The organism is Actinomadura sp. 3N407 (assembly GCF_052245875.1).
GTDB lineage: Bacteria > Actinomycetota > Actinomycetes > Streptosporangiales > Streptosporangiaceae > Spirillospora.
Genome location: NZ_JBQQBP010000004.1, coordinates 544,719 through 566,560 on the forward strand (window position 1 = coordinate 544,719; position 21,842 = coordinate 566,560).

Genomic DNA, 21,842 nt, shown 5'->3' on the forward strand with positions numbered 1-21,842 from the left:
CACGGGACGCCGATTCGGTGATCTTCGGCCGTTCCGCTTGCCTCCCGCTTCGCCCTCCGCCAGACTCGATTGCCCGACACTGGTAACGGTTTTCATATCCGAAATGGGGTAATCGTGAAGGTTGCGTTCGTCGGCAAGGGCGGCAGCGGCAAGACCACCCTGTCGTCGCTGTTCGTCCGGCACCTGGCCGGGCGCGGGCTGCCGGTGGTGGCCATCGACGCCGACATCAACCAGCACCTCGGCGTGGCGCTCGGCCTGGACGAGGACCGCGCCGCCAAGATCCCCGCGCTGGGCGACCGGCTCCCCGAGATCAAGGATCATCTGCGGGGCGACAACCCCCGCATCTCCTCCGCTTCCGCGATGGTCAAGACCACCCCGCCCGGGACGGGCTCGCGGCTGCTGAGGTTCCGCGGCGACGACCCCGTCCACGACGCCGGACAGGAAGTGGACGGGGTCACGCTCCTCGCCACCGGCCCCTTCAACGACGACGACCTCGGCGTGGCCTGCTACCACTCCAAGACCGGCGCGGTCGAGCTCTACCTCAACCATTTGGTGGACGGGCCCGGCGAGTACGTCGTCGTCGACATGACCGCCGGCGCCGACACGTTCGCGTCCGGGCTGTTCACGCGGTTCGACCTGATGTTCCTGGTCGCCGAGCCCACCCGCAAGGGCGTCGGCGTCTACCGGCAGTACACCGAGTACGCCCGCGACTACGACGTCGCCATCCGCGTCGTCGGCAACAAGGTGCAGACCGACGACGACGTCGCCTACCTGCGCGAGCACGTCGGCGGAGACCTGCTGACCTGGATCGGGCAGTCCGCCGCCGTCCGGGCGCTGGAGCAGGGCCGGGACGGCGTCACGCTGGAGGACGGCAACGTCGCCGCCCTCGACCGGATGCGCGCCGAGGTGGACGCGCGCGTCAAGGACTGGGACGAGTTCCAGCGGCTGGCCGTCGAGTTCCACGTCAAGAACGCACGGAGCTGGGCGAGCAGGGCGGCGGGAGAGAACCTCGAGGAACAGGTCGACCCCGGATTCCGCTTCCCGGCCGCCTACCACGGGTAGTCCGAGGCCTACCGGCGGGCACGGATCGCCACTACCCTTGCGCGCCATGACGATGCGGCGAATGGTGGTCATGGCGGGCGGCGCGATAGCGCCCATCGCCCTTCTCGCGTTGCTGTTCAACAACCAGTGGGTCGCGGACGAACTCCGTAAAGAGTTCAGTCTTGGCAGCGGGATCGGGCCCCTGGTCGCGATGTTCCAGTTCCCTCGCTGGCGGGTGACGGCCGGAGGATCGGGCAACTGGGACGTCGTGCTCGCCGTGGACGTCCAGTTCCTGCTGTTCTTCGCCGTGCTGGCGCTGCTGGTGTTCGCCGGCGCCAGGATGATCGAGCCGAGCCAGGGCGTCCTCGGCGCGGTCATCACCGGCTGGTGGGCGACCACCGTCGCGGGCGGGGTGGCCGGAGTGATCGGCGGAGCCCTGCTGGCGTGGTCGGTCGACGCCGGGTCCTTCGCGAGCCGCACCATCTGGAACTCGATCGCCAACGGCGCGTCGTTCGGCTTCTTGTTCGGCTGGATCGCGGGCCTCGGCGCACTCGGCGGCTTCCTGTTCACCCGTCCGCGCGACCAGGCTCAGCAGCAGTCCTACGGCGGCCGGCCGCCCTACGGTGCGCAGCAGCCCTATGGTGCCCAGCAGCCGTACGCCCAGCAGCCCTACGCCCCGCAGCAGCAGGGCGCCCAGATGCCGCAACAGCAGATGCCCCAGCAGCAGATGCCGCAGCAGGGGATGCCGCAGCAGGGGATGCCGCAGCAGCCGCATCCGTCGGCGGTCCCGTACGTCCCGCCGCAGGGCCAGCCGCAGCAGCAGCAACCGCCGTGGGGCGCCGCGCCAGCGCCGCAGCAGCCCGGAGCGCCCGCCCCGCAGCAGTTCGGTGCACCGCCGGCCCCGCCGCAGCAGCCCGCGCCGCCGGCCCCGCCGCAGCAGCCGAAGCCGCCCGAGCCCGAACCCGAGTCCGAACCCGAGGGCCCCGCGGACGACGTCGAGGAACCGGACGCGCCCGAGGCCGAGGTGCCCGAGGACGCGACGGAGGACGACGACCTCGACCTGGCGGACCGTACGATCGTCGACCGCAGGCGCGACGACGACTGACCGACCCGAGCGCGAAGGGCCCTCCGGTGCCTGCGAGAATCGGGCCCATGCGCGTGTTTCTGGGATCCGACCATGCCGGCTTCGAGTTGAAGGAGCACCTGGTCTCCTGGCTGGAGGCGAACGGGCATGAGGCCGTCGACTGCGGCGCGTTCGAGTACGACGCCGTCGACGACTACCCGCCGTTCGTCCTGCGGGCCGCGGAGCGGACGGCCGCGGAGCCGGGGACGCTGGGCGTCGTGATCGGCGGATCCGGCAACGGCGAGGTGATCGCGGCCAACAAGGTCAAGGGCGTGCGGGCCGCCCTCGTCTGGAGTGAGGACACCGCCGCCCTCGCCCGCGAGCACAACGACGCGAACGTCATCAGCCTCGGCGCCCGGCAGCACGACCTGGCGTCCGCGACCCGGTTCGTGGAGCTGTTCATCGAGACGGCCTACTCCAAGGAGCCGCGCCACACCCGCCGGATCGAGATGCTCGGCGACTACGAGCGGACGGGTGAACTCCCGCCGCTGCCGGGCGGGAACTGACCGGGCGGGAACCGGCCCGGCGGCGCAGCGGTCAGATCCCGTTCGCCGGGGGCTTGCGGGCGCCGCCGCGTTTGCCGAGGCGGCGCCGCTCGTTCTTGGCGGCCTTCGTCCGCTTGGCGGGCTCGGCGGGCTTACCGGAACCGGGGCCGGTGCCCGTTCCGGCGGCCGGCGCCTCCTCGCCCTCGGGTCTCGGACGCGAGACGTCCCGTGCCCGCATCGCCGCGTCCACCGTGATCCGCATTCCCGGCTGTCCCATGTGCCGCCGCCTCTCCCGGTACCACCTGCCCGTCCCGTAACACCTACCCGGAGAAACGGTAGCTGGAGCGTTGCAAATAGTCACCGGTGGCCCGGATACCGACCTGCCGCGGTGATTGCTCGATACAGTGCCGGAGTCATGCTTCAACGACTGGTGCACCTCCTTCCGCCGAGAGTGCGCGCGCTGCTGCGCCGTATCCCGGTGCTCGTGATGCTGTACCGGTGGCTGCGGCGGGGGAAGCTGACCAGGGAACGTTACGTGTTCGCGGCCCTGGCGGTCCTGGCGATCGCCATCGGGGTCGCGACGGCGAATGACACCCGCGGCCTTGCCCCCTCGGGCGTGCTGGTGCTGATCGTGCTCGGCGGCGGGCTGCTGCTGAAGGTGCGGAGCCTGGTCGCGCTGCTCGGCGTCGTGGTGGCGATGGTGGCCTACAACGCCTGGCTCGACGTCCCCGCGATCGGCATCGGGATGATCGGCACCTTGACGATCACCGCGGTGCTCGCGCTCACCCTCGCCCGGACGCGCCAGCAGCTCGGCGTGCAGGGCCTGCGCGGCGACTCGATGCTGCTGGAGCTGCGCGACCGGCTGAAACGCCAGGGCGAGATGCCCGAGCTGCCGGACGGCTGGGCGTCGCAGGTCGTGCTTCTCCAAGCGGGAGGGTCGTCGTTCGGCGGCGACTTCGTGGTGTCGGCGTGCGACGGCGACACGCTGGAGGTGGCGCTGGTCGACGTCTCCGGGAAGGGCACCGACGCGGGTACCCGCGCACTGATGCTGTCGGGCGCGTTCGGCGGGCTTCTTGGATCGATCCAGCCTGACCGTTTCCTCCCGGCCTGCAACGACTACCTGCATCGCCAGCGGTGGGACGAGGGATTCGTCACGGCCGTGCACGTCGTCGTCGACCTGAACACGGGGGAGTACACGGTCGAGTCGGCGGGGCATCCGCCGGCCGTGCAGTTCGACGCGGGCAGCGGCGCCTGGCAGGTCAGCCCCGCCAAAGGCGTGGTGCTGGGCGTCGTGCCCGACCTGCGCTGCATCCCCGAGCACGGGCTGCTGCGGTCGGGCGACGCGCTGCTCCTGTACACCGACGGGCTGGTGGAGTCCCCGGGCAGTGACCTGGACACCGGCATCGACCGGCTCCTCGGCGAGGCGGAGCGGCTCGTCCCGCAGGGGTTCGGCAGCGGCGCGAAGGAACTGGTGGAGACGATGGCGGCGGCCCGCGACGACGACTGCGCCCTCATCCTGATCTGGCGCACCTGACCGTCCGGGCGGACGCCCGCCGTGTTCCCTAGGGGCGCCTGTGCCTGCCCTTCTGCTTGCCGTGTTTCGCCTTGTGCTTCGGTTTGTGCGACTTCAGGGGCTGCTTGGGCGCTGCGGGCTTGATGACGCCGGCCTTCTTCGTCGTGGTGGGGGAGACCGTCGGCGTCGACGGGGCGGGCGTGGTGGGCGACGGCTGCGGGTCGCTCTTGCCCTGCGCGAGGCCGACGATGATGGCGCCGATCAGTATGGTGCCGGCCGCGGCGCCGGCGCCCGCCAACAACCGGGTCCGCGTCGACGACATGGCGCCCGCCACGCCGATCGGTGTGAACGCCTTGGTGTCGGTCCCCTCCTGGCCGTACGGCCGGACCGGGCGAGGCGCGGCGGGCGCAGGCGCGCCCGCCGCGGAGAGCGCCGCGGCCGGGTGCGGGCCGAGCCGGTCACCGGCATGCGGCTCCTGCTGCTCGACGAGCGTGAGCAGCAGGTCGGACGCGGTCGGGCGCTCGGCGGGGTTCTTCGCCAGCGCGGACTGGACGGCCGGGACCAGCGACTCCGGCAGCCCGGACAGATCGGGTTCCTCGGTGGCGGTGCGGAGGGTCGCCGGATCGCCGCCGATCGGCATCCGTCCCGTCCCCGCGTGGGCGATGAGGCAGCCCCAGGCGAAGACGTCGGCCGCGGGCGTCGCGGGACCGCCGATGAGCACCTCCGGCGCCATCCAGCCGGGGGTGCCGAGGACCTGGCCGTTCGCGGCGGTCGCGCCGCAGGAGTCCTGGCTGCGCGCGATGCCGAAGTCGATGACGCGGCACCCGGACAGGGTGAGCATCACGTTGGCGGGCTTGAGGTCGCGGTGCACGAGCCCGGCCGCGTGGATCGCCGCGAGCGCCGACGCGACGCCGACGGCGACGCCGTGCAGGTCGGCGGCCGGCAGCGGCCCGTCGCCGACGAGCCGGTTGTGCAGCGAGATGCCGCCCACGTACTCGGTGACGAGGTAGGGACGGCCGTCCTCCTCGCCGTGCGCGAGGACCCGCGCGGTGCAGAACGAGGCGACGCGGCTCGCGAGGTACGCCTCGTCCTTGAAACGCCTCCGGTAGGACGGGTCGCCCGCCAGGTGCGGATGGATGGTCTTCACCGCGACCCGGCCGCCGGACTCGGGATCAGCACCGAGATAGACCATCCCCATGCCGCCCGAGCCGAGGCGGCCCAGCAGTGTGTGCCCGCCGACCTCGCGCGGGTCGGCGGGTTCCAGCGGCCTGATGTCTCCGTCCATGGGGTGTCCCCGGCTCCCTTGCTTCTCTCCTGTCCGCCTATCCCCGAACGGCGGCAGATTATGGCGCGTTCTTCCAGGAAGTGCGGAAACGTGATCGTCACGTCGATGTAGCGCCCCGTGCACCGGGGACGTGCAGAGTGGGAGTGGTTCGGCAGCAGGCCCGGTCCCCGGCGGAACCTCCTCGGCGCGTGGGCGGTGGGCCGCTGGCGGCACCGAAGGAGATGCCCGCGCGGCCGGCACCCCAGGGGTGGGAGGCGCCGCCGCGCGGGCATCTGTCCGGTATGTGGTGATGTTTCGCAGGGCAATGGTCTGGTAACAACCAGTTCTGCGTTCACCCCCCAGGCGCTGGGACGCGACGCGGCGCCGGCCGCCGCGTACGAGGCGGAAAGGGGGAGGGCGCCGGGGTGCGGATCATCGGGGACTGGATGTCGCCGTCGTGCTGGTCGGTGCGGACCCGCGTGACCGCCGCCGCGACCCTGATCGTCGCCCTCCTGCTCGTGGCCGGCGTCGTCTTCTTCTACCAGGCGGTCCGGGCCACGGTGTTCGAGGGACTGCACGACCGGGGCTCCGACGCCGTCACGGAACTCGCCACGCTCGTCCGCACGACCGATCCGCGGGGCATCGTGCCCGTCGAGAACCCCGACTTCACCCTGCTCCAGGTGGTGACCGAGGAGGGCGGCCTCCTCGCGTCCAGTGAGTCACTGCGCGGGCGCGCTCCGCTGGAGGTCCCGGCGCCGCGCGTGGTGAACGAGCCCGTCTACCGCACCATCGACATCCCGGGAAAGGGCCCGGTCTACCTGGTCACCGAACGGATACAGACCCCGGACGGCCGGCGGATCGTGCACGCCGGGGCGCCCATCACCGTGTTCATCCGCTACAAGGGCCTGTTCATCGGGCTGCTCGCGGGGCTGGCGCTCCTCGGCACCGCCATGGCCGGCTGGATCGTGTCGCTGTCGGTGCGGCGGGCGCTGCGGCCGGTGCGGAAGATGAGCGCCGAACTCGCCGACATCAGCGGCCGTGCCCTGGACCGCCGGGTGACCGTCCCCGGCCCCGTCGACGAGGTGTCCGAGCTGGCCGAGTCGGTGAACGTGACGCTGACCAGGCTGGAGGAGGTCCTCACCCGCCAGCGCGCCTTCGTCGCGGACGTCTCGCACGAGCTGCGCAGCCCGCTCACCGGGCTGCGGGCCCAGCTGGAGGTGGCGCTGGAGCATCCCGAGGACGAGGACTGGCCGGCGGTCGCGCGGGCGGCGCTCGCGGACGCCGACCGGCTGCAGGGCATCGTGGGCGACCTGCTGATCCTGGCCAAGCTCGGCGCGGGCGTGCACGTCGCGCGGGAGCTGCTCGACCTCGGCGAGCTGGTCCGCGCGGAGACGGCACGGCGTGAGCGGCGCGTCCCCGTCGAGGTCGCCGTGGACGAGGGGATCATGGTGTGGGTCACGCGCCACCACATGGTCAGGCTGCTGACGAACCTGCTCGACAACGCCGAGCGGCACGCCGCGTCGCGGATCTGGGTGACCGCGACCGTGTCCGGGCGGGACGCCGTGCTGGAGGTCCGCGACGACGGCGCCGGGATCCCGCCCGAGGACCGCGAACGCGTCTTCTGGCGTTTCCACCGCCTTCCCGAGGGCCGTGAACGCGACATCGGCGGCACCGGCCTCGGGCTGACGATCTCCCGCGACATCGCCCGCTCGCACGGCGGGACGCTCGTCGCCGCGGAGAGCGACAAGGGCGCGCGGCTCGTCCTGCGCATCCCCCTCGGCGAGCCGTAGTCACGGCAGCGGCGGGCGGCGCGCCGCGTGCCGGGTCGCCTGCTCGAACGCGTAACCGGCCTGGAGGACGGCGAGGTCCGCGCGATGCGGGCCGACGATCTGCAACCCGATCGGCAGCCCGTCCCCGGTGAACCCGGCGGGCACCGACAGCGCGGGGCAGCCGGTCGCCGAGACGAGGAAGCACGACCGCATCCACTCCAGGTAGTCGGGCATCGGCTCCCCGGCGACCTCGTCCGGGTACTCGATCCCGGCGTCGAACGGCGGCACTTGGCTGACCGGCAGGAGCAGCACGTCGTACCGTCCGAAGAACTCCCGGACCCGATGGAACAGCGCCGTGTGCAGGACCTCCGCCCGCCCGAGGTCCGCGCCTGTCAGCGAGCGCCCGGCGTCGATGTTCTGTACGAGGGACGGCTTGATATCGACGCCGGAGTCGCTCCGGGGACCGTGGGGCGCCGTCCCCCCTCGGCGGGCACGGGCGCGGCGCTCGTCCAGGAGGGGGCCGAGCGCGATGTCCCAGTGCCAGGCGCGCAGCGTCCGGAAGACCTCGTCGGCGCCGGACAGGTCGGGGCACGCCTCCTCAACTACGCAGCCCAGTTCCTCGAACACCTTGACGGCGGGTTCGAGGACGCCGGTGACGGCCGGGTCGACGGGCACCGTTCCGCCGAGGTCGGGGGACCAGGCGACGCGGAGCCCGGCGACGTCCCGGTCGAGCGGCCCGGCGAACGCCGAACCGGGCGTCTCCAGCGCGATCGGGCTGCGCGGGTCGGGCCCGGCGAGCACCGACAGCAGCAGCGCCACGTCCGCCACGTCGCGGGCCATCGGGCCCTGCACGCCCAGCGTCGACCAGGCCGCCGGCACCGGCCACGACGGCACCCGCCCCGGGGACGGGCGGAACCCGACGACGTTGCAGAACGACGCGGGATTGCGCAGCGACCCGCCCATGTCGCTGCCGTCCGCCAGCGGATGCATCCCGCACGCCAGCGCCGCCGCCGCCCCGCCGCTGCTGCCGCCCGCCGACCGCGACGGGTCGTAGGGATTGCGGGTGAGGCCGAACACCGGGTTGAACGTGTGGGACCCGGCGGCGAACTCCGGCACGTTCGTCTTGCCGAGCGTGATGACCCCCGCCTCCCGCATCCGCTCGATGACCAGCTCGTCGGCGTCCGGGACATGATCGGCGAAGATCGGCGACCCGGACGTGGTGCGGATCCCCCGCGTGGCGTGGGTGTCCTTGTGCGCGACGGGCAGGCCGTGCAGCGGCCCCGGCCGCACCCCGGACGCCAGCCGCTCGTCCGCCTCCCGCGCCTGCCGCGCCGCCTCCTCGGCGACCAGCGTGACCACGGCGTTGACCCGCGGGTTCGTCCGTTCGATCTGGTCGAGATGCGCCTGGACGACCTCGCGCGCCGACAGCTCGCGTGCGCGGATCCGCCGGGCGAGGTCGCGGGCGGACATGAAGTGGATCTCGTCGGACAAGGTGGTTCCCTTCTGCCGGGGTCCTACCAGTGTCCACCCCCGCGCAGCGGTTGACCTGCCCTGCGGTCATGATAGGCGCGTGACTGAACGAGTCGGTGCGCGCGAGTTGCTGCGCCGCGTGCTGGACGAGGACGGCTGGACGTGCTGGGACACCCCTCCCGCCGGGACGCCCGACCCCGCGTCCCCCTACGGAGGGGAACTCGCCGCCGCCCGCGAACGCAGTGGATACGACGAGGCCGTCGTTACCGGGGCGGGCCGGCTGCGCGGCCGCCGCGTCGCGTTCGTCGTGTCGGAGTTCCGGTTCCTCGCCGGTTCGATCGGCCTCGCCACCGCCGACCGGATCGTCGCCGCCGTCGAACGCGCCACCGCCGAGGGCCTGCCGCTGCTCGCCGCGCCGTCGTCCGGCGGGACCCGCATGCAGGAGGGGACGGCCGCGTTCGTCCAGATGGCTCGCATCACCGCCGCCGTCATGGCGCACCGTGCCGCCGGGCTGCCCTATCTCGTCTATCTGCGGCATCCCACGACCGGCGGGGTGTTCGCCTCGTGGGGGTCGCTCGGCCATATGACGGCCGCCGAACCCGGCGCGCTGATCGGTTTCCTAGGGCCGCGCGTGTACGAAGGGCTGTACGGGGAGCCGTTCCCCAGTGGCGTGCAGGTCGCCGAGAACCTCGCGGCCAAGGGGCTCCTGGACGCGGTGATGGGCATCGACGACCTGGGTGAGGTGGCGTCCCGCGCGCTGAACGTCCTGTGCGGAAGCCCGCCCGTGTCTGCCTCGTTCCAGGCCTCCGTGGACGTCTTCCCAGAGGAGACGGCATGGGATTCGATCGAGCGGTCCCGCCGCCCCGACCGTCCAGGCGTCCGCGAACTACTCCGGTACGGCGCGACGGACGTGACCCCGCTCTCGGGCACCGGCCAAGGAGAGGCCGACCCGGGTCTGCTGCTCGCCCTGGCCCGCTTCGGCGCGGCCCCCTGCGTCGTCGTCGGCCAGGACCGGAGCAGCCAGCGCACCGGCCACCCCCTCGGGCCGGCCGGTCTGCGCGTCGCGCGCCGCGGGATGCAACTGGCCGCCGAGCTGGGCCTGCCGCTGGTCACCGTGGTCGACACGCCCGGCGCCGTCCTGTCGGCCGAGGCGGAGGAGGGCGGCCTGGCCGGCGAGATCGCCCGCTGCCTCGCCGACCTGATCACGCTGCCCGCGCCGTCGCTCTGCCTGCTGCTGGGCGAGGGCACGGGCGGCGCGGCGCTGGCGCTGCTGCCCGCCGACCGCGTGCTGGTGGCCCGGCACGCGTGGCTGTCTCCGCTCCCACCGGAGGGCGCGTCGCTGATCGTCCACCGGACCGTCGCGAGGGCGGGCGAGATGGCGGCCGCCCAGGGCGTCCGGTCAGCGGACCTGCTCCGCGACGGCCTGGCGGACGCGCTCGTCGACGAGCACCCGGACGCGGCGGACGAGCCGGAACCGTTCTGCCGCCGCGCCGCGGCCGCCGTGGAGGCGGGACTCTCCGGCCTGGCACCTGGCGGACCCGCCGCCCGCCAGGCCCGCTACCGTCCACACTCATGACCGACCCCGGCACGCGAGCCGCCTACGACGCCGTCGCCGCCCTCTACGCCGACACCTTCCGCAACGTCCTCGACGAACTCCCTCTGGACCGCGCGCTCATCACCGCGTTCGCGGAGCCGGTCCGGGGCACCGGCGGCCCGGTCGCCGACCTCGGCTGCGGCCCCGGCCACGTGACGGCGTTCCTGGCCTCCCTCGGACTGCCCGCGTCCGGCATCGACCTGTCACCGGAGATGATCGCCCGGGCCCGCGAGGACCACCCGGCCGCGCTCCTGCGCAACGCCGGCCTGACCGAAGCGGCCCGGCTCGTCCGCGAACCGACCGACCTGGAACGCTTCCCGGCGGGCCACCTCCTGTACCGGAAACCCGCGTAGGCCCGCTCAGGCGGGGTCGTCCTCCGGCAGGTCGTCGTCCTCGCCGGGGGGCGGCGGTGTGCGGGTCCGGAGGCGGTCCCAGGGGCGGGGACGGCGGAGCCGGCGCCTCCCGCGGCGCCGCCGCCCCCGTGGGATGAACGAGACGACCGCCCCGGCGGCCAAGAGCGCGATGAGCGCGGCGAGCCCCCAGGCCGCGATCTTGTGGGCGACGCATCCCGGCGTGGCCTCCTCGCCCGCCAGATCCTGGGAATCGCGCGCTGCGGTACTGTCCGCCATGTCGATCGATTTCCTGTTCCGAGGACCATTATTTGGTGACAGCATGTCATGGGTCGACCACTCAATGCATCGTGGCAATCGCTTACAGTCGCCTATGTCACACAGCCCGCCACCCCCGAGATGCGTGACCGTCTGACCCGGTGCCACAGTGGAGCCTCGATTTCCCGGTGATCCGTTCGTGTGGAATCGTCACCGTCGCATGCGTGACCGCGAACCCCCCCGGAGGAGCCCATGGTGCAGCGCGCCGAGGCACCAGAGCCCGCCTCCACCGAGGCCGGGCATCTGAAGAGTGACGAGATGGCGGGCCGGTACACCGGTCGCGTCCTCATGCCCGGCGACGTCCTGGACGCCATCGAACGGCGGGAACCCCCGTCCCGGCCGGAGCGGGGACTGGAGGTCCGGCACGACCCGAGCGACTACGGCGACCTCGGCACCGCCGACCGTCCCGGCGAGGAGGGCGAGGAGATCGGCGGTGCCGCGCACGCGGCGCCCCCGTCCCTGGCCCGGTCCAGCATCATCATGGCGGTCGGGACGGTCGTGTCCCGCGCGACGGGGTTCATCCGGACGGCGGCGATCGTCGCCGCGCTCGGCACGGGGCTGCTCGGCGACGCCTACCAGACGGCCAACATGGTGCCGTTCGTCGTGTACGACCTGCTCATCGGCGGCCTGCTGGCGAGCGTCTTCGTGCCCTTCCTCGTGAAGCGGCGGCAGCAGGACCCGGACGGCGGGCTGGCGACCGAGCAGCGCTTCATGACGGTCACGCTGCTCGCCCTGGCCGCCATCACCTTCGTCGCGGTGCTCGCCTCGCAGTTCCTCATCACCGTCTACGCGGGCGAGTGGACGGGCAACCAGCGCGAAGTCGCCGTCACCCTGACGCGCTTCCTGCTGTTGCAGATCTTCTTCATCGGGGCGAGCGGCGTCGCCAGCGCCATGCTGAACAGCCGCCAGCGTTTCGGGGCGCCGATGTGGGCGCCGGTCGTCAACAACCTGTCGATCATCACGACGGCCCTGCTGTTCCTGTGGATCGCCGGGCCCGGTCGGACGCCGGACGACATCACCGACGGTCAGGTCGCGCTTCTCGGACTGGGCGCGACGGCCGGTCAGATCCTCCAGGCGCTCATCCTGACGTGGGCGCTGTGGTGGGCCGGGTTCCGGTGGCGTCCGCGGCTCGGCCTGCGCGGATCCGGTTTCGGTGAGGCGATGCGGAACGCGGGCTGGATGATGGTGTACGCCGTCGTCGCGCAGATCAGCCTGCTGGTCAGCACGAACGTGGCGACCCGCGCCGGTGCCCGGGTGGCCGAGGCCGGGTCGGGGGCCGGAGCGGGGATCACCGCCTACAAGAACGCCTTCGTCATCTTCCAGTTGCCGTACGCCATCATCGCGGTATCGGTGATCACGGCGCTGCTGCCGAAGATGAGCCGGCATGTCGCCGACGGCCGCAAGGATCTGGTGCGGCTGGACTTCTCCCGTGGCCTGCGGCTGGCGTCGGTCCTGCTCGTTCCCGCGTCGATCGCGATGATGGTCTTCGCGGTGCCGATGTCGGTGGTCCTGTACGCGCGGGGCAGCGCCTCGGTGGACGACGCGCACGTCATCGGCTACGTGCTGATGATGTTCGCGGTGTCGCTCATTCCGTTCACGTTGTTCCAGTTGATGCTGCGGGTCTTCTACTCACTGGGCGACGCCCGGACACCCGGACTCATCGCCCTCGCCCCCGTCGCCATCCACGGAGTCTCCGGCTTCGCGGTGCTGTACCTGGCACCGCCGGAGCACATCGTCATCTACCTGCCGATCGGGCACGGTCTCTACTACGTGGTCGGATTCCTGATCGCGGGACAGATCCTGCGCAAGCGCCTCCACGGGCTGGACGGCCGTCGCATCTTCCGCACCCTTCTGCTGCTCCACGCGGCCACGGTCCCGGGGGCGGCGGCGGGCGGCGCGGCGGCCTGGCTGCTCGGCGGCTTCACCGGAGGCGTCGGCGCCGCGCTGGCCTCCTTGTCGGCAGGCTGCGTGATCGGCGGTGTCGTGTTCATGGTCGCGGCGTACGCGTTGCGCATCGACGAGGTGCGGATCTTCCTGGAGACGGTGCGCTCGAAGGTTCTGCGGCGTTAGAGCGGCATCCTAGTCACGCGAGGCGGACTTGCGCACGGCCCTGCCGCCACCCTCGTCCGGCCGAGTATCTTCCCGTGCATGGGGTTCTGGGACGTATTCTTCTTTGTCGTTCTGATAGTGCTGTGCATGTGCAATATCGTCTTTCCACGGCGGATGTGGGGCCTGTTCAAATCGTGGCGATTCCAGAATCCCGATGTCGTCGAGCCTTCTGCCCTGGTCCTTGGGTGGTACCGCCTGTCCAGCGCTATGGTCCTGATCCTGATCGTCGGCTTGGGCGTGTACGGGTTCATGGAAGACCGCAGGGACGACCTGCGACACCTGACCCTCCGCCCGCGCCCGCGCGCGACGTGAGACCGCCATCGCCGTCGGGCACCAAGCCCGAGCCGTCAGAGGAGACGGAGTGGTGTGAATCGATCATGGGGTTGTCGGCCGGGCGTTAGGTTGGTGGAAAAGCCGATTGTCCGGGAGGCGTCGCCGTGGCCGAGAACCCGCAGATCGACACTTCGGTGCCGCACTCGGCCCGGGTGTGGAACTATCTGCTCGGCGGCAAGGACAATTACGAGGTCGACCAGCAGGCAGCCGAGCAGTTCCGTGCGATGTTCCCGCAGATCACCGATATCGCGCTGGCCGACCGCGCGTTCCTCGGCAGGTCCGTCCGGTATCTGGCGGGCGAGGCCGGGATCCGGCAGTTCCTCGATATCGGCACCGGGCTGCCGACCATGGACAATACACACGAGGTCGCCCAGCGTGCCGCGCCCGGCTCGCGCATCGTCTATGTGGACAACGATCCGCTGGTTCTCACGCACGCGCGGGCGCTGCTTCGCAGTAGCCCGGAGGGGGCGTGCGATTACATCCATGCCGACTTGCGGGAACCCGACGGCATTCTGGAGCAGGCCGCCGCGACCCTCGACTTCGGCCGTCCTGTGGCGATCATGCTGCTGGGCATCATGCACTTCGTTCACGATGACGGCGAGGCGCGGCGTCTGCTCGGGCGCCTGATGGACGCCGTCCCGTCCGGGAGCCATCTGGCGATCACGCACGCGACGCTGGACTTCGATGAAGGTGCGACGGCGCAGGCCGAAGCTCAGGAGGATTGGAACGAGAAGTCGGCCAATCCGATGGTTCCGCGCACCCGTGAAGCCATCGTTCGCTTCTTCGATGGCCTTGAGCTGCTTGAGCCCGGTGTGGTGTCGATGTCTCGGTGGCGTCCAGAGCACACGCCCTGGGGACTCCCGGACGAGGTCGCCGGCTACGCCGCCGTAGGCCGCAAGCCCTGATCCGGGCACCCGGACAGGATCGACAACCACATCGGTGGGCTGCGAACCGTTTGCGGCGCACGTGCGTCCCAGGAGGTGTGATCATGAAACAGGGGAAGAGGGTTCGGCGGATCCTGCCGCGATTACAGCGGCGCTGGGTCGTGCGGCTGTTGCTGGCCGGAGTCCTGCTCGTGGTGGTGGCGTTCGCGCCGATCAGCTGGGCGTACCTGGACTCGGCGCGTTACCGCAAGTCCGTACAGGACGTCCCCGCGGCCCCGGTGGCGCTGGTGATGGGGGCGGGTGTCAGGCCGGACGGGTCGCCGTCACTTTCCCTGTCCCAGCGCTTGGACGTGGCCGCCGAGCTCTACCGCTCGGGCAAGGTGAAGGTGGTCCTGGTGTCGGGGGACAACCGCACAAAGAACTACGACGAACCGACCGTGATGCGCGACTACCTCGTACGCCACGGTGTCCCCGCGCGCCACATCGTGCGTGACCACGCCGGCCGCGACACGTGGGACTCCTGCACCCGAGCCAAGCGAATATTCGGTGTGAACCGGCTGACGGTGGTCACCCAGAGCTTCCACCTGCCCCGGGCGGTCGTTCTCTGCCGCGCCGCCGGGATCGACACCCGCGGCGTCGGCAGCAACGTCTGGATCAAGCACGCGACGACCCTCGGCTACGCGCGCGAGCCCATCGCCATGCTCAAAGCGATGACGGACGTGATATTCCGCCCCGACCCTGAAGTGCTGGGCCGACCGGAGACCAGCGTCCGCGAAGCCCTGACGTCCCCGAGGTGATCGCGTCGCCGGATGCGCGCCCGCACCCGGTGCATGGCTTTTACCGGAATGCGGCGGAGGCCTCGTCCCATTCCGAATGGTGGCCGTCGACATGAATTCGCTCCCCGAACTGTGAACGCATGCACGAGCGGCCCTTCGGGAGTATTCCGCCAGGTCGATGGTGGGACGGCGCGAGCGGGGCGGTCCCCCGCACGGGGGAGTGGGATGGTGCCGGTGGGTGATCCGAGCGGCCGGTCATGGCTGTGATCTTGGGGAACGGGTGAGGACCGTTTCCGAAGGAGGCAGCGATGACCGTCATGAGAACGCCGGCGGCTCCGGCCAGGCGGCTGCGCGACGTGTGGGTTTCCGCGCACGAACCCGTCGAAGGCGTTCCACGGTGGGCGCGGATCGCGGCGCTGGCCATCCCGTTCGCCGTGCTGCCGTCCGGGCTGTGGCGGATCGCCGCGTTCACCTTCCACCTGCCGATCATCGACGGTGACCTGAGGCAGGGGGACATGAACGGCGACCTGCCGGCCTGGGCGCCCCTTGAGGTGTACGTGGTGCTGCTGTCGATCGTGTCGGAGGCGCTGGCCTTCACCGCGATCGGCCTGATCGCCCGGTGGGGTGAGGTGTTCCCCGGATGGATACCGGGTCTGCGCGGCCGTCGTGTCCCGGCACTGGCCGCCGTGATCCCCGCGGCGGCGGGCGCCGCGATCCTGACCGTGTTGTGGACGGTCTCCGTCGTGAACTGCCTGGTGTTCCAGGAGACCATTCAAGGGCGCCCACTGGCCGACGACGCCCCGATCCATCTCCGTGACTGGAAGGGAGTCCTCGGCGCTGTCGCCTATGCGCCGCTGGTGGTGTGGGGCCGCTGCTCGCCGCCGTCACCGTCGCCTATTACCGTCGCCGCACGCGTGGCTAGGCGTAGGGGTCGGAGGATTCCAGGGCCAGTTTGCGGAGGAGGTGGGACGAGCCACGGGGCCTACCGGAGAGTACGGTTGGCGCAACCCCCTGGGCTTGGAGGATCGCATGGCGCAGTTGACCGAGATGGTTCCCCCCGCGGCGGCGGGCGCGGTGCTCCGTGGCGTGTTCGCGTTGCCGGCGCCGGTCAAGCGGCTGATCGTGGGTGCGCCGGTACGGCGGGACGGGCAGGAGCTGGCGCTGGACGCGCAGTTGCTGCTGCTGATGTCGCGGCTGGAGGGCAGGAACCTGACGGCGGCCACGGTGGAGGAGGCGCGCGACGGGCTGGCGCGGGCGAAGGTGCTCATGAGCCGGGTGCCCGCGCGTCCGGTGAAGACCCGCGAGGTGCCGATCCCGGACGGCGTCGCGGCGCGGCTCTACACCCCCAAGGGCCTCGCGGACGGGTCACCGCTGCTCGTCTTCTACCACGGCGGCGGATGGGTCATCGGCGACATCGAGACCCATGACACGGTGTGCCGGTATCTGGCCGTGCACGCCGAGGTCAGGGTGCTGTCGGTGGGTTACCGGCTCGCCCCCGAGCACCGGTATCCGGCGGCGGCGGACGATGCCGTGGCCGCCTACGAGTACGCGGTGAAGAACGCCGCGGAGCTGGGCGCCGACGCCGGCGCCATCGCGGTCGGCGGCGACAGCGCGGGCGGCAATCTCGCGGCGGTCGTGGCGCTGCTCTCGGAGCGCAAGCCGGACTTCGCGCTGCTGTTCTACCCGGCGACCGACCTGTCGGTCCGGAGGCGTTCGCGGGAGCTGTTCGCGGACGGGTTCTACCTCACCGACGCCGACATGACGTGGTTCAGCGACCACTACTGCCCGGAGGAGCGCCGGGCGGAGCCGGCCGCGTCCCCGCTGCTGGCCGGTGATCTCGGCGGGTTCCCGCCGACCTACCTCGTGACCGCCGGGTTCGACCCGCTGCGGGACGAGGGGGAGGAGTTCGCGAAGCGGCTCGACGAGGCCGGGGTGCGGGTCGCCCTGCGGCGGCAGGAGGACCTCATCCACGGGTTCGCGAACATGTGGCCGCTGGGCGGACGGTTCCAGGAGGCGATGTCGGAGGCGGCGGGTGCCCTGCGCACCGGCCTGGCCCTCCACGCCAGGCCCTGACCCCGCCGTCCACGGGCCCGGCCCCGGGTGAGGCCGGGCCCGGAGTGCCAGGTCAGAGGGGCAGGCCCGTGAAGATCATGACCTTTTCCTCGGTGTAGTCGGCCATCGCCGACTGGAGGCCCTCGCGGCCGACGCCTGAGTCCTTCACACCGCCGTAGGGCATCTGGTCGGCGCGGTAGGACGGGACGTCGCCGATCACGACGCCGCCGACGTCGAGTTCGCGGTGGGCGCGGAACGCGATGTCGAGGCTGCGGGTGAAGACGCCCGCCTGGAGGCCGAACTTGGAGTCGTTGACGAGGTCGAACGCCTCGTCGACGCCGTCCACCGGCTGGACGGACATGACCGGGCCGAAGACCTCCTCGCGGGAGATCCTGGTGTCGGCGGGGACGTCGGCGAGGACGGTCGGGGCGTAGGCGGCCCCTTCGCGGGTCCCGCCGGTCAGGATCTTCGCGCCCGCCTCGACGGCCTCGTCCACCCAGGATTCGACGCGTTCGGCGGCGTCCTGGCTGACGAGCGGGCCGACCTGGGTCTTGTCGTCCCACGGGTCGCCGGTGACGAGGGTGGCGACGGTGTCGACGAGCTTCGGCACGAACTCGTCGTACACGGAGCGGTCGACGTAGACGCGCTGGACGGCGATGCAGCTCTGCCCTGCCTGGTAGTTGGAGAACAGCCCGATGCGCTTGGCGGCCCAGTCGAGGTCGGCGTCCGGCAGGACGACGGCCGCGCCGTTGCCGCCGAGCTCGAGGGTGACGTGCTTGCGGGGAGCCTGGTCTTTGATCGCCCAGCCGACGGGGACGGACCCGGTGAACGACACGATCGGGAGCCGCGGATCGTCCACGAGCGCGGGCGCCCGGTCGTTCGGCACCGGCAGGATCGAGAACATCCCGGCGGGCAGGTCGGTCTCGGCGAGCAGCTCGCCCAGCAGCAGCGCCGAGAGGGGCGTCGCGGGGGCGGGCTTGAGGACGATCGGGGCGCCCGCGGCGATCGCCGGGGCGATCTTGTGGGCGGCGAGGTTCAGCGGGAAGTTGAACGGGGAGATGCCGAGCACCGGGCCCTTCGGGACGCGGGTGATGTAGGCCATCCGGCCCTCGGCGGCGGGGTCGGTGTCGAGCCGCTGCGTGGTGGCGCTGAAGCGGCGGGCCTCCTCGGCGGCGAACCGGAACGTGGAGATCGCGCGGGTCACCTCGCCGCGCGCCCACAGCAGCGGCTTGCCGTTCTCTCCGGTGATCAGGCGGGCGATCTCCTCGGCCCGCTCGGCGATCCTCGCGGACACGTGCGCGAGCGCTTCGGCGCGCACGTGCAGGGGCAGTGCGGAGGCGTCCCGGCGGACGGCGTCCGCGGCCGCGATCGCCTCCTCGACCTGCGCCGGTGTCGGCACGGCCGCCGTCCCGACCACGCGGCCGTCGTAGGGGTGCGTAACGGTCAGCTCACCGTCACCGGTCTCGGGCCGGCCGGCCAGCCAGAATGGGGTCACGTTCATGCGTTCACGCTACCTACGGCGTGGCCGAATGCGAGTTGCCATGCTGGCGAATTCCATCGCCTTGATTGGACGTGATGGAGAGTGCGATCCACAGTTCGGCGCGGACGGCCGGGTCGTCGGGGTCGCGTCCCAGAACTTCGGCGGCCTTGCGCATCCGCGACCGCAGCGTGTGCCGGTGGACGCCGAGCGCCCGCGCGGCCGCCTCGCCCTGCCCGTTGGCCGCGATGTACGCGCGGGCCGTCTCGACCAGATCTTCCTCGCGGAGCGGTGCCAGGAGTGTGTCGGCGAAGGCATGCGCCAGTTCCGGGTCGAGCAGCCCGAGGACGCCCTGCCCGGGGAGTTCGGAGTAGCGCAGGACGTCCCGGCCCGATCGGACGGCCGCCGCCAGTGCCTCCCCGGCCTGCCGCAACGCGCCCGCCAGTTCGCCGGAGGCCGGATCGCTGACGCCGATCGGGCCTGTGCCCGCCAGCGCCGGCTCGATCGCCGCGCTCACCTCGTCCGGGACGATCACTGCGATGTGCCCGTCCAGCGGCAGCGCCGGGCACCGTCCGCCGGCGGGATCGGATTCCAGCGCGTCCAGCACGGCGGCGCCGCCCGCGCAGGCCAGCACCCGGACCGGCCCGCGCGGCACCGCCGGACCGTCGCCGGGACGGCCGAGCAGCAGCGCGGCGAGGGAGGCCCGCAGGTCGCGGCCGGTGCGCGGTGTCTCCGACTGCAGGGTCAGCAGCGCGACGGCCGCCCCGACGATCGTGTGCGCGACGTGGGGGAGCGGCGTGTCGGTCCCGACGGCGAGGAACCGGCGCGGCCGGCCGCCCAGCCCGATCCGCTGCACGACGATGTGCTCACCCGGCAGGGAGAGCGCCATGCTCGCGGACGGGGCGTCCGCGTGCCGCGCCCTCGGGGGCCTGCGGAGGCGGGCCAGTTCGGGGGAGAGCGCTTCGGCGCGGCCGGCGGCGGTGGCGGGTTCGGCGTGCTGGACGGTTCCGGACGGGTCGAGCAGCAGCGCCCAGCCGCCGAGCAGCCGGGCCAGCCGGGTGACCAGCGCGCCCGGCCCGGTCAGCGCGGCGCGGGTCAGTTCCCGCTGGGCCTGGAACGCGCGGGTCACGTCCTCGTACCATTCGGCGGCCAGCATCCGGGACACCGCCTTGCCGATGGCGATGAACGGGGTGGGGCGCGGCACCTCCAGCAGGACGAGCCCCTGGTCGCGGGCCGCGGCGAGAAGTTCGGCGGGGACGGTGTCGTGGATGACGCCGACCGCGAACCCGAGCCCGGCGACACCGCGTCCGACCAGCCGGGACACGTAGCCGGCGGCGCTCGCCGGGGTCAGCCGCATGCCCGTGGTGAGCAGGAGTTCGCCGCCCTCCAGGAACGGGGTCGGGTCCTCGAGTTCACTGACCGCGACCCACACGACGGTCGTGTCCGGGAGCGGGCCGGTGAGCGGCCGCAGGCCGAGCTGGGGGAGCGCGGCCACGGAGGCCAGAGTGGGCGGCATCGCAATCCTTGTGCAAAGTGTCCATCTCGCGGGGCGCATTTCGCCGTCCCGTACGGTTCATCGTAGGCGGCGCCCGGCTTATGTTCAGGCCATGACCAGCGATGATTTCGGCGGTTCGAGCCGCCTGCCGCAGGAACGCCGCGTCGTGACCGAGATTCCCGGCCCGCGCTCCCAGGAGTTGCAGAAGCGCCGCGTCGCGGCGGTGCCGCCGGGCGTCGGCAGCGTGCTGCCGGTGTACGTGACCGACGCGGACGGCGGTGTGGTCGTCGACGTGGACGGCAACTCGCTGATCGACTTCGGCTCGGGCATCGCGGTCACCGGCGTCGGCAACGCCAACCCGCGGGTCGCCGCCCGGGTGAAGGCGCAGGCCGACCGGTTCACCCACACCTGCTTCATGGTCGCGCCGTACGAGTCGTACGTCGAGGTGTGCGAGAACCTCAACCGGATCACGCCCGGCGACCACGAGAAGCGGTCGTTCCTGGTCAACAGCGGCGCCGAGGCCGTGGAGAACGCGGTCAAGATCGCCCGGTACGCGACCGGGCGGCAGGCGGTCGTGGTGTTCGACCACGGCTACCACGGCCGGACGCTGCTGACGATGACGCTGACCGCGAAGAACATGCCGTACAAGCACGGGTTCGGCCCGTACGCGCCCGAGGTGTACCGGGCGCCGCTCGCCTACCCGTACCGCTGGCCGACCGGCCCGGACGACTGCGGGCCCGAGGCGGCGGCGCAGGCCATCGACCAGATCACCAAGCAGATCGGCGCGACGAACGTCGCGGCGGTGCTGATCGAGCCGATCCAGGGCGAGGGCGGGTTCATCGTGCCCGCGCCGGGCTTCCTGCCCGCGATCGCCGAGTTCTGCCGCGCCAACGGCATCCTGTTCATCGCCGACGAGGTGCAGACGGGCTTCGCGCGGACGGGCGACCTGTTCGCCTGCGAGCACGAGGGGATCGTCCCCGACCTCGTCGCCACCGCGAAGGGCATCGCCGGCGGGCTCCCGCTCGCCGCCGTCACCGGACGCGCCGACATCATGGACAAGGTGCACGGCGGCGGACTCGGCGGCACCTACGGCGGGAACCCGCTGGCCTGCGAGGCGGCGCTCGCCGTCCTGGAGGAGATCGAGGACCGCAAGCTCACCCGGCGCGCCCGGCGGATCGGGGAGATCATGCTGCCCCGGCTGCGGGCGCTCGCGGAGCGCCACCCCGCGATCGGGGACGTGCGCGGACGGGGCGCGATGATCGCGGTGGAGCTGGTGCGGCCGGGCGGCAAGGACCCCGATCCCGAGATGACCGCGCAGGTGGCGCGGCGCTGCCACGAGCGGGGCCTGCTCGTCCTGACCACCGGGACGTACGGGAACGTGCTGCGCTTCCTGCCGCCGCTCGTCATCTCCGAGGCACTCCTGAACGAGGGCCTCGACATCCTGGACGAGGTTTTCGCGGGCTGACCGCCGGGCCGGGGCCGGTGCCGTGTCGTCAGAGGCCCCAGCCCCGGCTTCCGCACCACTCCGTCACGTCGTCGCGTGCGAGCAGGCGGCTGCTCACGAGCAGGACGGCGGTGGACGCCAGGCCGGGCAGAAACGCCCACAGGTCCCTGCCGCAGACCCCTTCGAATAGCCGCCATCAGGTCCGGCGCCCTGTCCGCCTGCCGTGGCGGCCAGGTGTTCCATCTCCGGGTGGGCGATGAGCGCGGCCGGGCCGATCGTGCCGCCGACGTCGACGCTCACCGGTTCCCGAGGAGTGATCGTTTCGCCGCTCATGGCGCAAAGGTA

At 72.0% G+C, this 21,842-nt stretch carries 20 protein-coding genes; 13 read left to right on the plus strand and 7 right to left on the minus strand.

Annotation, left to right across the window (positions count from 1 at the left end):
* Positions 1 to 114: 114 nt before the first annotated feature.
* The 3 genes from ACTWPP_RS13135 to ACTWPP_RS13145 are packed head-to-tail and all read left to right on the plus strand — an operon-like array spanning position 115 to position 2,670.
* Complete coding sequence (locus ACTWPP_RS13135; RefSeq protein WP_443104487.1) at positions 115 to 1,062, plus strand: nucleotide-binding protein; 948 nt, start codon at positions 115 to 117, stop codon at positions 1,060 to 1,062.
* Between the two features lie 46 nt (positions 1,063 to 1,108).
* The gene (locus ACTWPP_RS13140; RefSeq protein ID WP_443104488.1) at positions 1,109 to 2,146 is read left to right on the plus strand and encodes a hypothetical protein; all 1,038 of its coding nucleotides are present in this window, start codon (positions 1,109 to 1,111) and stop codon (positions 2,144 to 2,146) included.
* Between the two features lie 47 nt (positions 2,147 to 2,193).
* A complete protein-coding gene (locus ACTWPP_RS13145; protein WP_443104489.1) occupies positions 2,194 to 2,670 on the plus strand; it encodes a ribose-5-phosphate isomerase in 477 nt (158 codons plus the stop codon).
* A gap of 31 nt (positions 2,671 to 2,701) precedes the next feature.
* Here the strand turns inward: ACTWPP_RS13145 and ACTWPP_RS13150 are convergent, their stop codons facing one another.
* Positions 2,702 to 2,926 (minus strand): hypothetical protein, encoded by a 225-nt coding sequence (locus tag ACTWPP_RS13150; RefSeq protein ID WP_443104490.1) that lies wholly within the window; start codon positions 2,924 to 2,926, stop codon positions 2,702 to 2,704.
* Between the two features lie 138 nt (positions 2,927 to 3,064).
* On the opposite strand from ACTWPP_RS13150, the gene ACTWPP_RS13155 reads away from it, so the two are divergent.
* Positions 3,065 to 4,183 (plus strand): PP2C family protein-serine/threonine phosphatase, encoded by a 1,119-nt coding sequence (locus tag ACTWPP_RS13155; RefSeq protein ID WP_443104491.1) that lies wholly within the window; start codon positions 3,065 to 3,067, stop codon positions 4,181 to 4,183.
* Between the two features lie 28 nt (positions 4,184 to 4,211).
* On the opposite strand, the gene ACTWPP_RS13160 is transcribed toward ACTWPP_RS13155, so the two are convergent.
* Complete coding sequence (locus tag ACTWPP_RS13160; protein ID WP_443104492.1) at positions 4,212 to 5,447, minus strand: serine/threonine-protein kinase; 1,236 nt, start codon at positions 5,445 to 5,447, stop codon at positions 4,212 to 4,214.
* 404 nt (positions 5,448 to 5,851) lie between these two features.
* Between ACTWPP_RS13160 and ACTWPP_RS13165 the strand changes: the two genes are divergently transcribed.
* The gene (locus ACTWPP_RS13165; protein WP_443104493.1) at positions 5,852 to 7,216 is read left to right on the plus strand and encodes a sensor histidine kinase; all 1,365 of its coding nucleotides are present in this window, start codon (positions 5,852 to 5,854) and stop codon (positions 7,214 to 7,216) included.
* On the opposite strand, the gene ACTWPP_RS13170 is transcribed toward ACTWPP_RS13165, so the two are convergent.
* On the minus strand, positions 7,217 to 8,686 hold the full coding sequence (locus ACTWPP_RS13170; RefSeq protein WP_443104494.1) for an amidase: 1,470 nt from the start codon (positions 8,684 to 8,686) through the stop codon (positions 7,217 to 7,219). It abuts the gene before it with no gap.
* A gap of 79 nt (positions 8,687 to 8,765) precedes the next feature.
* On the opposite strand from ACTWPP_RS13170, the gene ACTWPP_RS13175 reads away from it, so the two are divergent.
* Together ACTWPP_RS13175 and ACTWPP_RS13180 are read left to right on the plus strand one after the other, a co-directional pair.
* Entirely contained in the window at positions 8,766 to 10,241 is a 1,476-nt protein-coding gene (locus ACTWPP_RS13175; RefSeq protein WP_443104495.1) for a carboxyl transferase domain-containing protein, read from the plus strand.
* Entirely contained in the window at positions 10,238 to 10,612 is a 375-nt protein-coding gene (locus ACTWPP_RS13180) for a methyltransferase domain-containing protein (RefSeq protein ID WP_443104496.1), read from the plus strand. Before ACTWPP_RS13175 ends, ACTWPP_RS13180 begins: the two co-directional genes overlap by 4 nt.
* A 6-nt stretch (positions 10,613 to 10,618) precedes the next feature.
* Here ACTWPP_RS13180 and ACTWPP_RS13185 read toward each other — a convergent pair whose 3' ends face one another.
* Complete coding sequence (locus tag ACTWPP_RS13185; RefSeq protein WP_443104497.1) at positions 10,619 to 10,888, minus strand: hypothetical protein; 270 nt, start codon at positions 10,886 to 10,888, stop codon at positions 10,619 to 10,621.
* 297 nt (positions 10,889 to 11,185) lie between these two features.
* Here ACTWPP_RS13185 and murJ point away from each other — a divergent pair, with 297 nt between their 5' ends.
* The 5 genes from murJ (at position 11,186) to ACTWPP_RS13210 (ending at position 17,102) form a co-directional block, all read left to right on the plus strand.
* Entirely contained in the window at positions 11,186 to 12,997 is a 1,812-nt protein-coding gene (gene murJ / locus ACTWPP_RS13190; protein WP_443104575.1) for a murein biosynthesis integral membrane protein MurJ, read from the plus strand.
* Positions 12,998 to 13,075: 78 nt separating this feature from the next.
* Positions 13,076 to 13,348 carry a hypothetical protein gene (locus tag ACTWPP_RS13195; protein WP_443104498.1) on the plus strand — a complete coding sequence of 91 codons (273 nt, stop codon included), beginning with the start codon at positions 13,076 to 13,078 and terminating at the stop codon, positions 13,346 to 13,348.
* A 125-nt stretch (positions 13,349 to 13,473) separates the two neighbouring features.
* Positions 13,474 to 14,274: an SAM-dependent methyltransferase gene (locus ACTWPP_RS13200; RefSeq protein WP_443104499.1), complete on the plus strand. Its 801-nt coding sequence runs from the start codon at positions 13,474 to 13,476 to the stop codon at positions 14,272 to 14,274.
* A gap of 83 nt (positions 14,275 to 14,357) precedes the next feature.
* On the plus strand, positions 14,358 to 15,050 hold the full coding sequence (locus ACTWPP_RS13205; protein WP_443104500.1) for a SanA/YdcF family protein: 693 nt from the start codon (positions 14,358 to 14,360) through the stop codon (positions 15,048 to 15,050).
* 1,008 nt (positions 15,051 to 16,058) lie between these two features.
* Positions 16,059 to 17,102, plus strand: a complete 1,044-nt coding sequence (locus tag ACTWPP_RS13210; RefSeq protein ID WP_443104501.1) for an alpha/beta hydrolase — start codon at positions 16,059 to 16,061, stop codon at positions 17,100 to 17,102.
* A gap of 52 nt (positions 17,103 to 17,154) precedes the next feature.
* Here ACTWPP_RS13210 and ACTWPP_RS13215 read toward each other — a convergent pair whose 3' ends face one another.
* Positions 17,155 to 18,582: an aldehyde dehydrogenase family protein gene (locus ACTWPP_RS13215; protein WP_443104502.1), complete on the minus strand. Its 1,428-nt coding sequence runs from the start codon at positions 18,580 to 18,582 to the stop codon at positions 17,155 to 17,157.
* Between the two features lie 13 nt (positions 18,583 to 18,595).
* Positions 18,596 to 20,074, minus strand: coding sequence for a PucR family transcriptional regulator (locus ACTWPP_RS13220; protein ID WP_443104503.1), 1,479 nt, complete (start codon positions 20,072 to 20,074; stop codon positions 18,596 to 18,598).
* A gap of 91 nt (positions 20,075 to 20,165) precedes the next feature.
* On the opposite strand from ACTWPP_RS13220, the gene gabT reads away from it, so the two are divergent.
* A complete protein-coding gene (gabT, locus tag ACTWPP_RS13225) occupies positions 20,166 to 21,518 on the plus strand; it encodes a 4-aminobutyrate--2-oxoglutarate transaminase (RefSeq protein WP_443104504.1) in 1,353 nt (450 codons plus the stop codon).
* A gap of 93 nt (positions 21,519 to 21,611) precedes the next feature.
* Here gabT and ACTWPP_RS13230 read toward each other — a convergent pair whose 3' ends face one another.
* Complete coding sequence (locus ACTWPP_RS13230; protein WP_443104505.1) at positions 21,612 to 21,830, minus strand: hypothetical protein; 219 nt, start codon at positions 21,828 to 21,830, stop codon at positions 21,612 to 21,614.
* Positions 21,831 to 21,842 lie beyond the last annotated feature (12 nt).

Coding starts and splice junctions, on each gene's coding strand:
- gabT (WP_443104504.1), top strand. CDS start 20,166: ATGACCAGCGATGATTTCGGCGGTTCGAGCCGCCTGCCGCAGGAACGC.
- ACTWPP_RS13155 (WP_443104491.1), top strand. CDS start 3,065: ATGCTTCAACGACTGGTGCACCTCCTTCCGCCGAGAGTGCGCGCGCTG.
- ACTWPP_RS13220 (WP_443104503.1), bottom strand. CDS start 20,074: ATGCCGCCCACTCTGGCCTCCGTGGCCGCGCTCCCCCAGCTCGGCCTG.
- ACTWPP_RS13160 (WP_443104492.1), bottom strand. CDS start 5,447: ATGGACGGAGACATCAGGCCGCTGGAACCCGCCGACCCGCGCGAGGTC.
- ACTWPP_RS13210 (WP_443104501.1), top strand. CDS start 16,059: ATGGCGCAGTTGACCGAGATGGTTCCCCCCGCGGCGGCGGGCGCGGTG.
- ACTWPP_RS13195 (WP_443104498.1), top strand. CDS start 13,076: ATGGGGTTCTGGGACGTATTCTTCTTTGTCGTTCTGATAGTGCTGTGC.
- ACTWPP_RS13145 (WP_443104489.1), top strand. CDS start 2,194: ATGCGCGTGTTTCTGGGATCCGACCATGCCGGCTTCGAGTTGAAGGAG.
- ACTWPP_RS13205 (WP_443104500.1), top strand. CDS start 14,358: ATGAAACAGGGGAAGAGGGTTCGGCGGATCCTGCCGCGATTACAGCGG.
- ACTWPP_RS13185 (WP_443104497.1), bottom strand. CDS start 10,888: ATGGCGGACAGTACCGCAGCGCGCGATTCCCAGGATCTGGCGGGCGAG.
- ACTWPP_RS13180 (WP_443104496.1), top strand. CDS start 10,238: ATGACCGACCCCGGCACGCGAGCCGCCTACGACGCCGTCGCCGCCCTC.
- ACTWPP_RS13215 (WP_443104502.1), bottom strand. CDS start 18,582: ATGAACGTGACCCCATTCTGGCTGGCCGGCCGGCCCGAGACCGGTGAC.
- ACTWPP_RS13140 (WP_443104488.1), top strand. CDS start 1,109: ATGACGATGCGGCGAATGGTGGTCATGGCGGGCGGCGCGATAGCGCCC.
- ACTWPP_RS13230 (WP_443104505.1), bottom strand. CDS start 21,830: ATGAGCGGCGAAACGATCACTCCTCGGGAACCGGTGAGCGTCGACGTC.
- ACTWPP_RS13150 (WP_443104490.1), bottom strand. CDS start 2,926: ATGGGACAGCCGGGAATGCGGATCACGGTGGACGCGGCGATGCGGGCA.
- murJ (WP_443104575.1), top strand. CDS start 11,186: ATGGCGGGCCGGTACACCGGTCGCGTCCTCATGCCCGGCGACGTCCTG.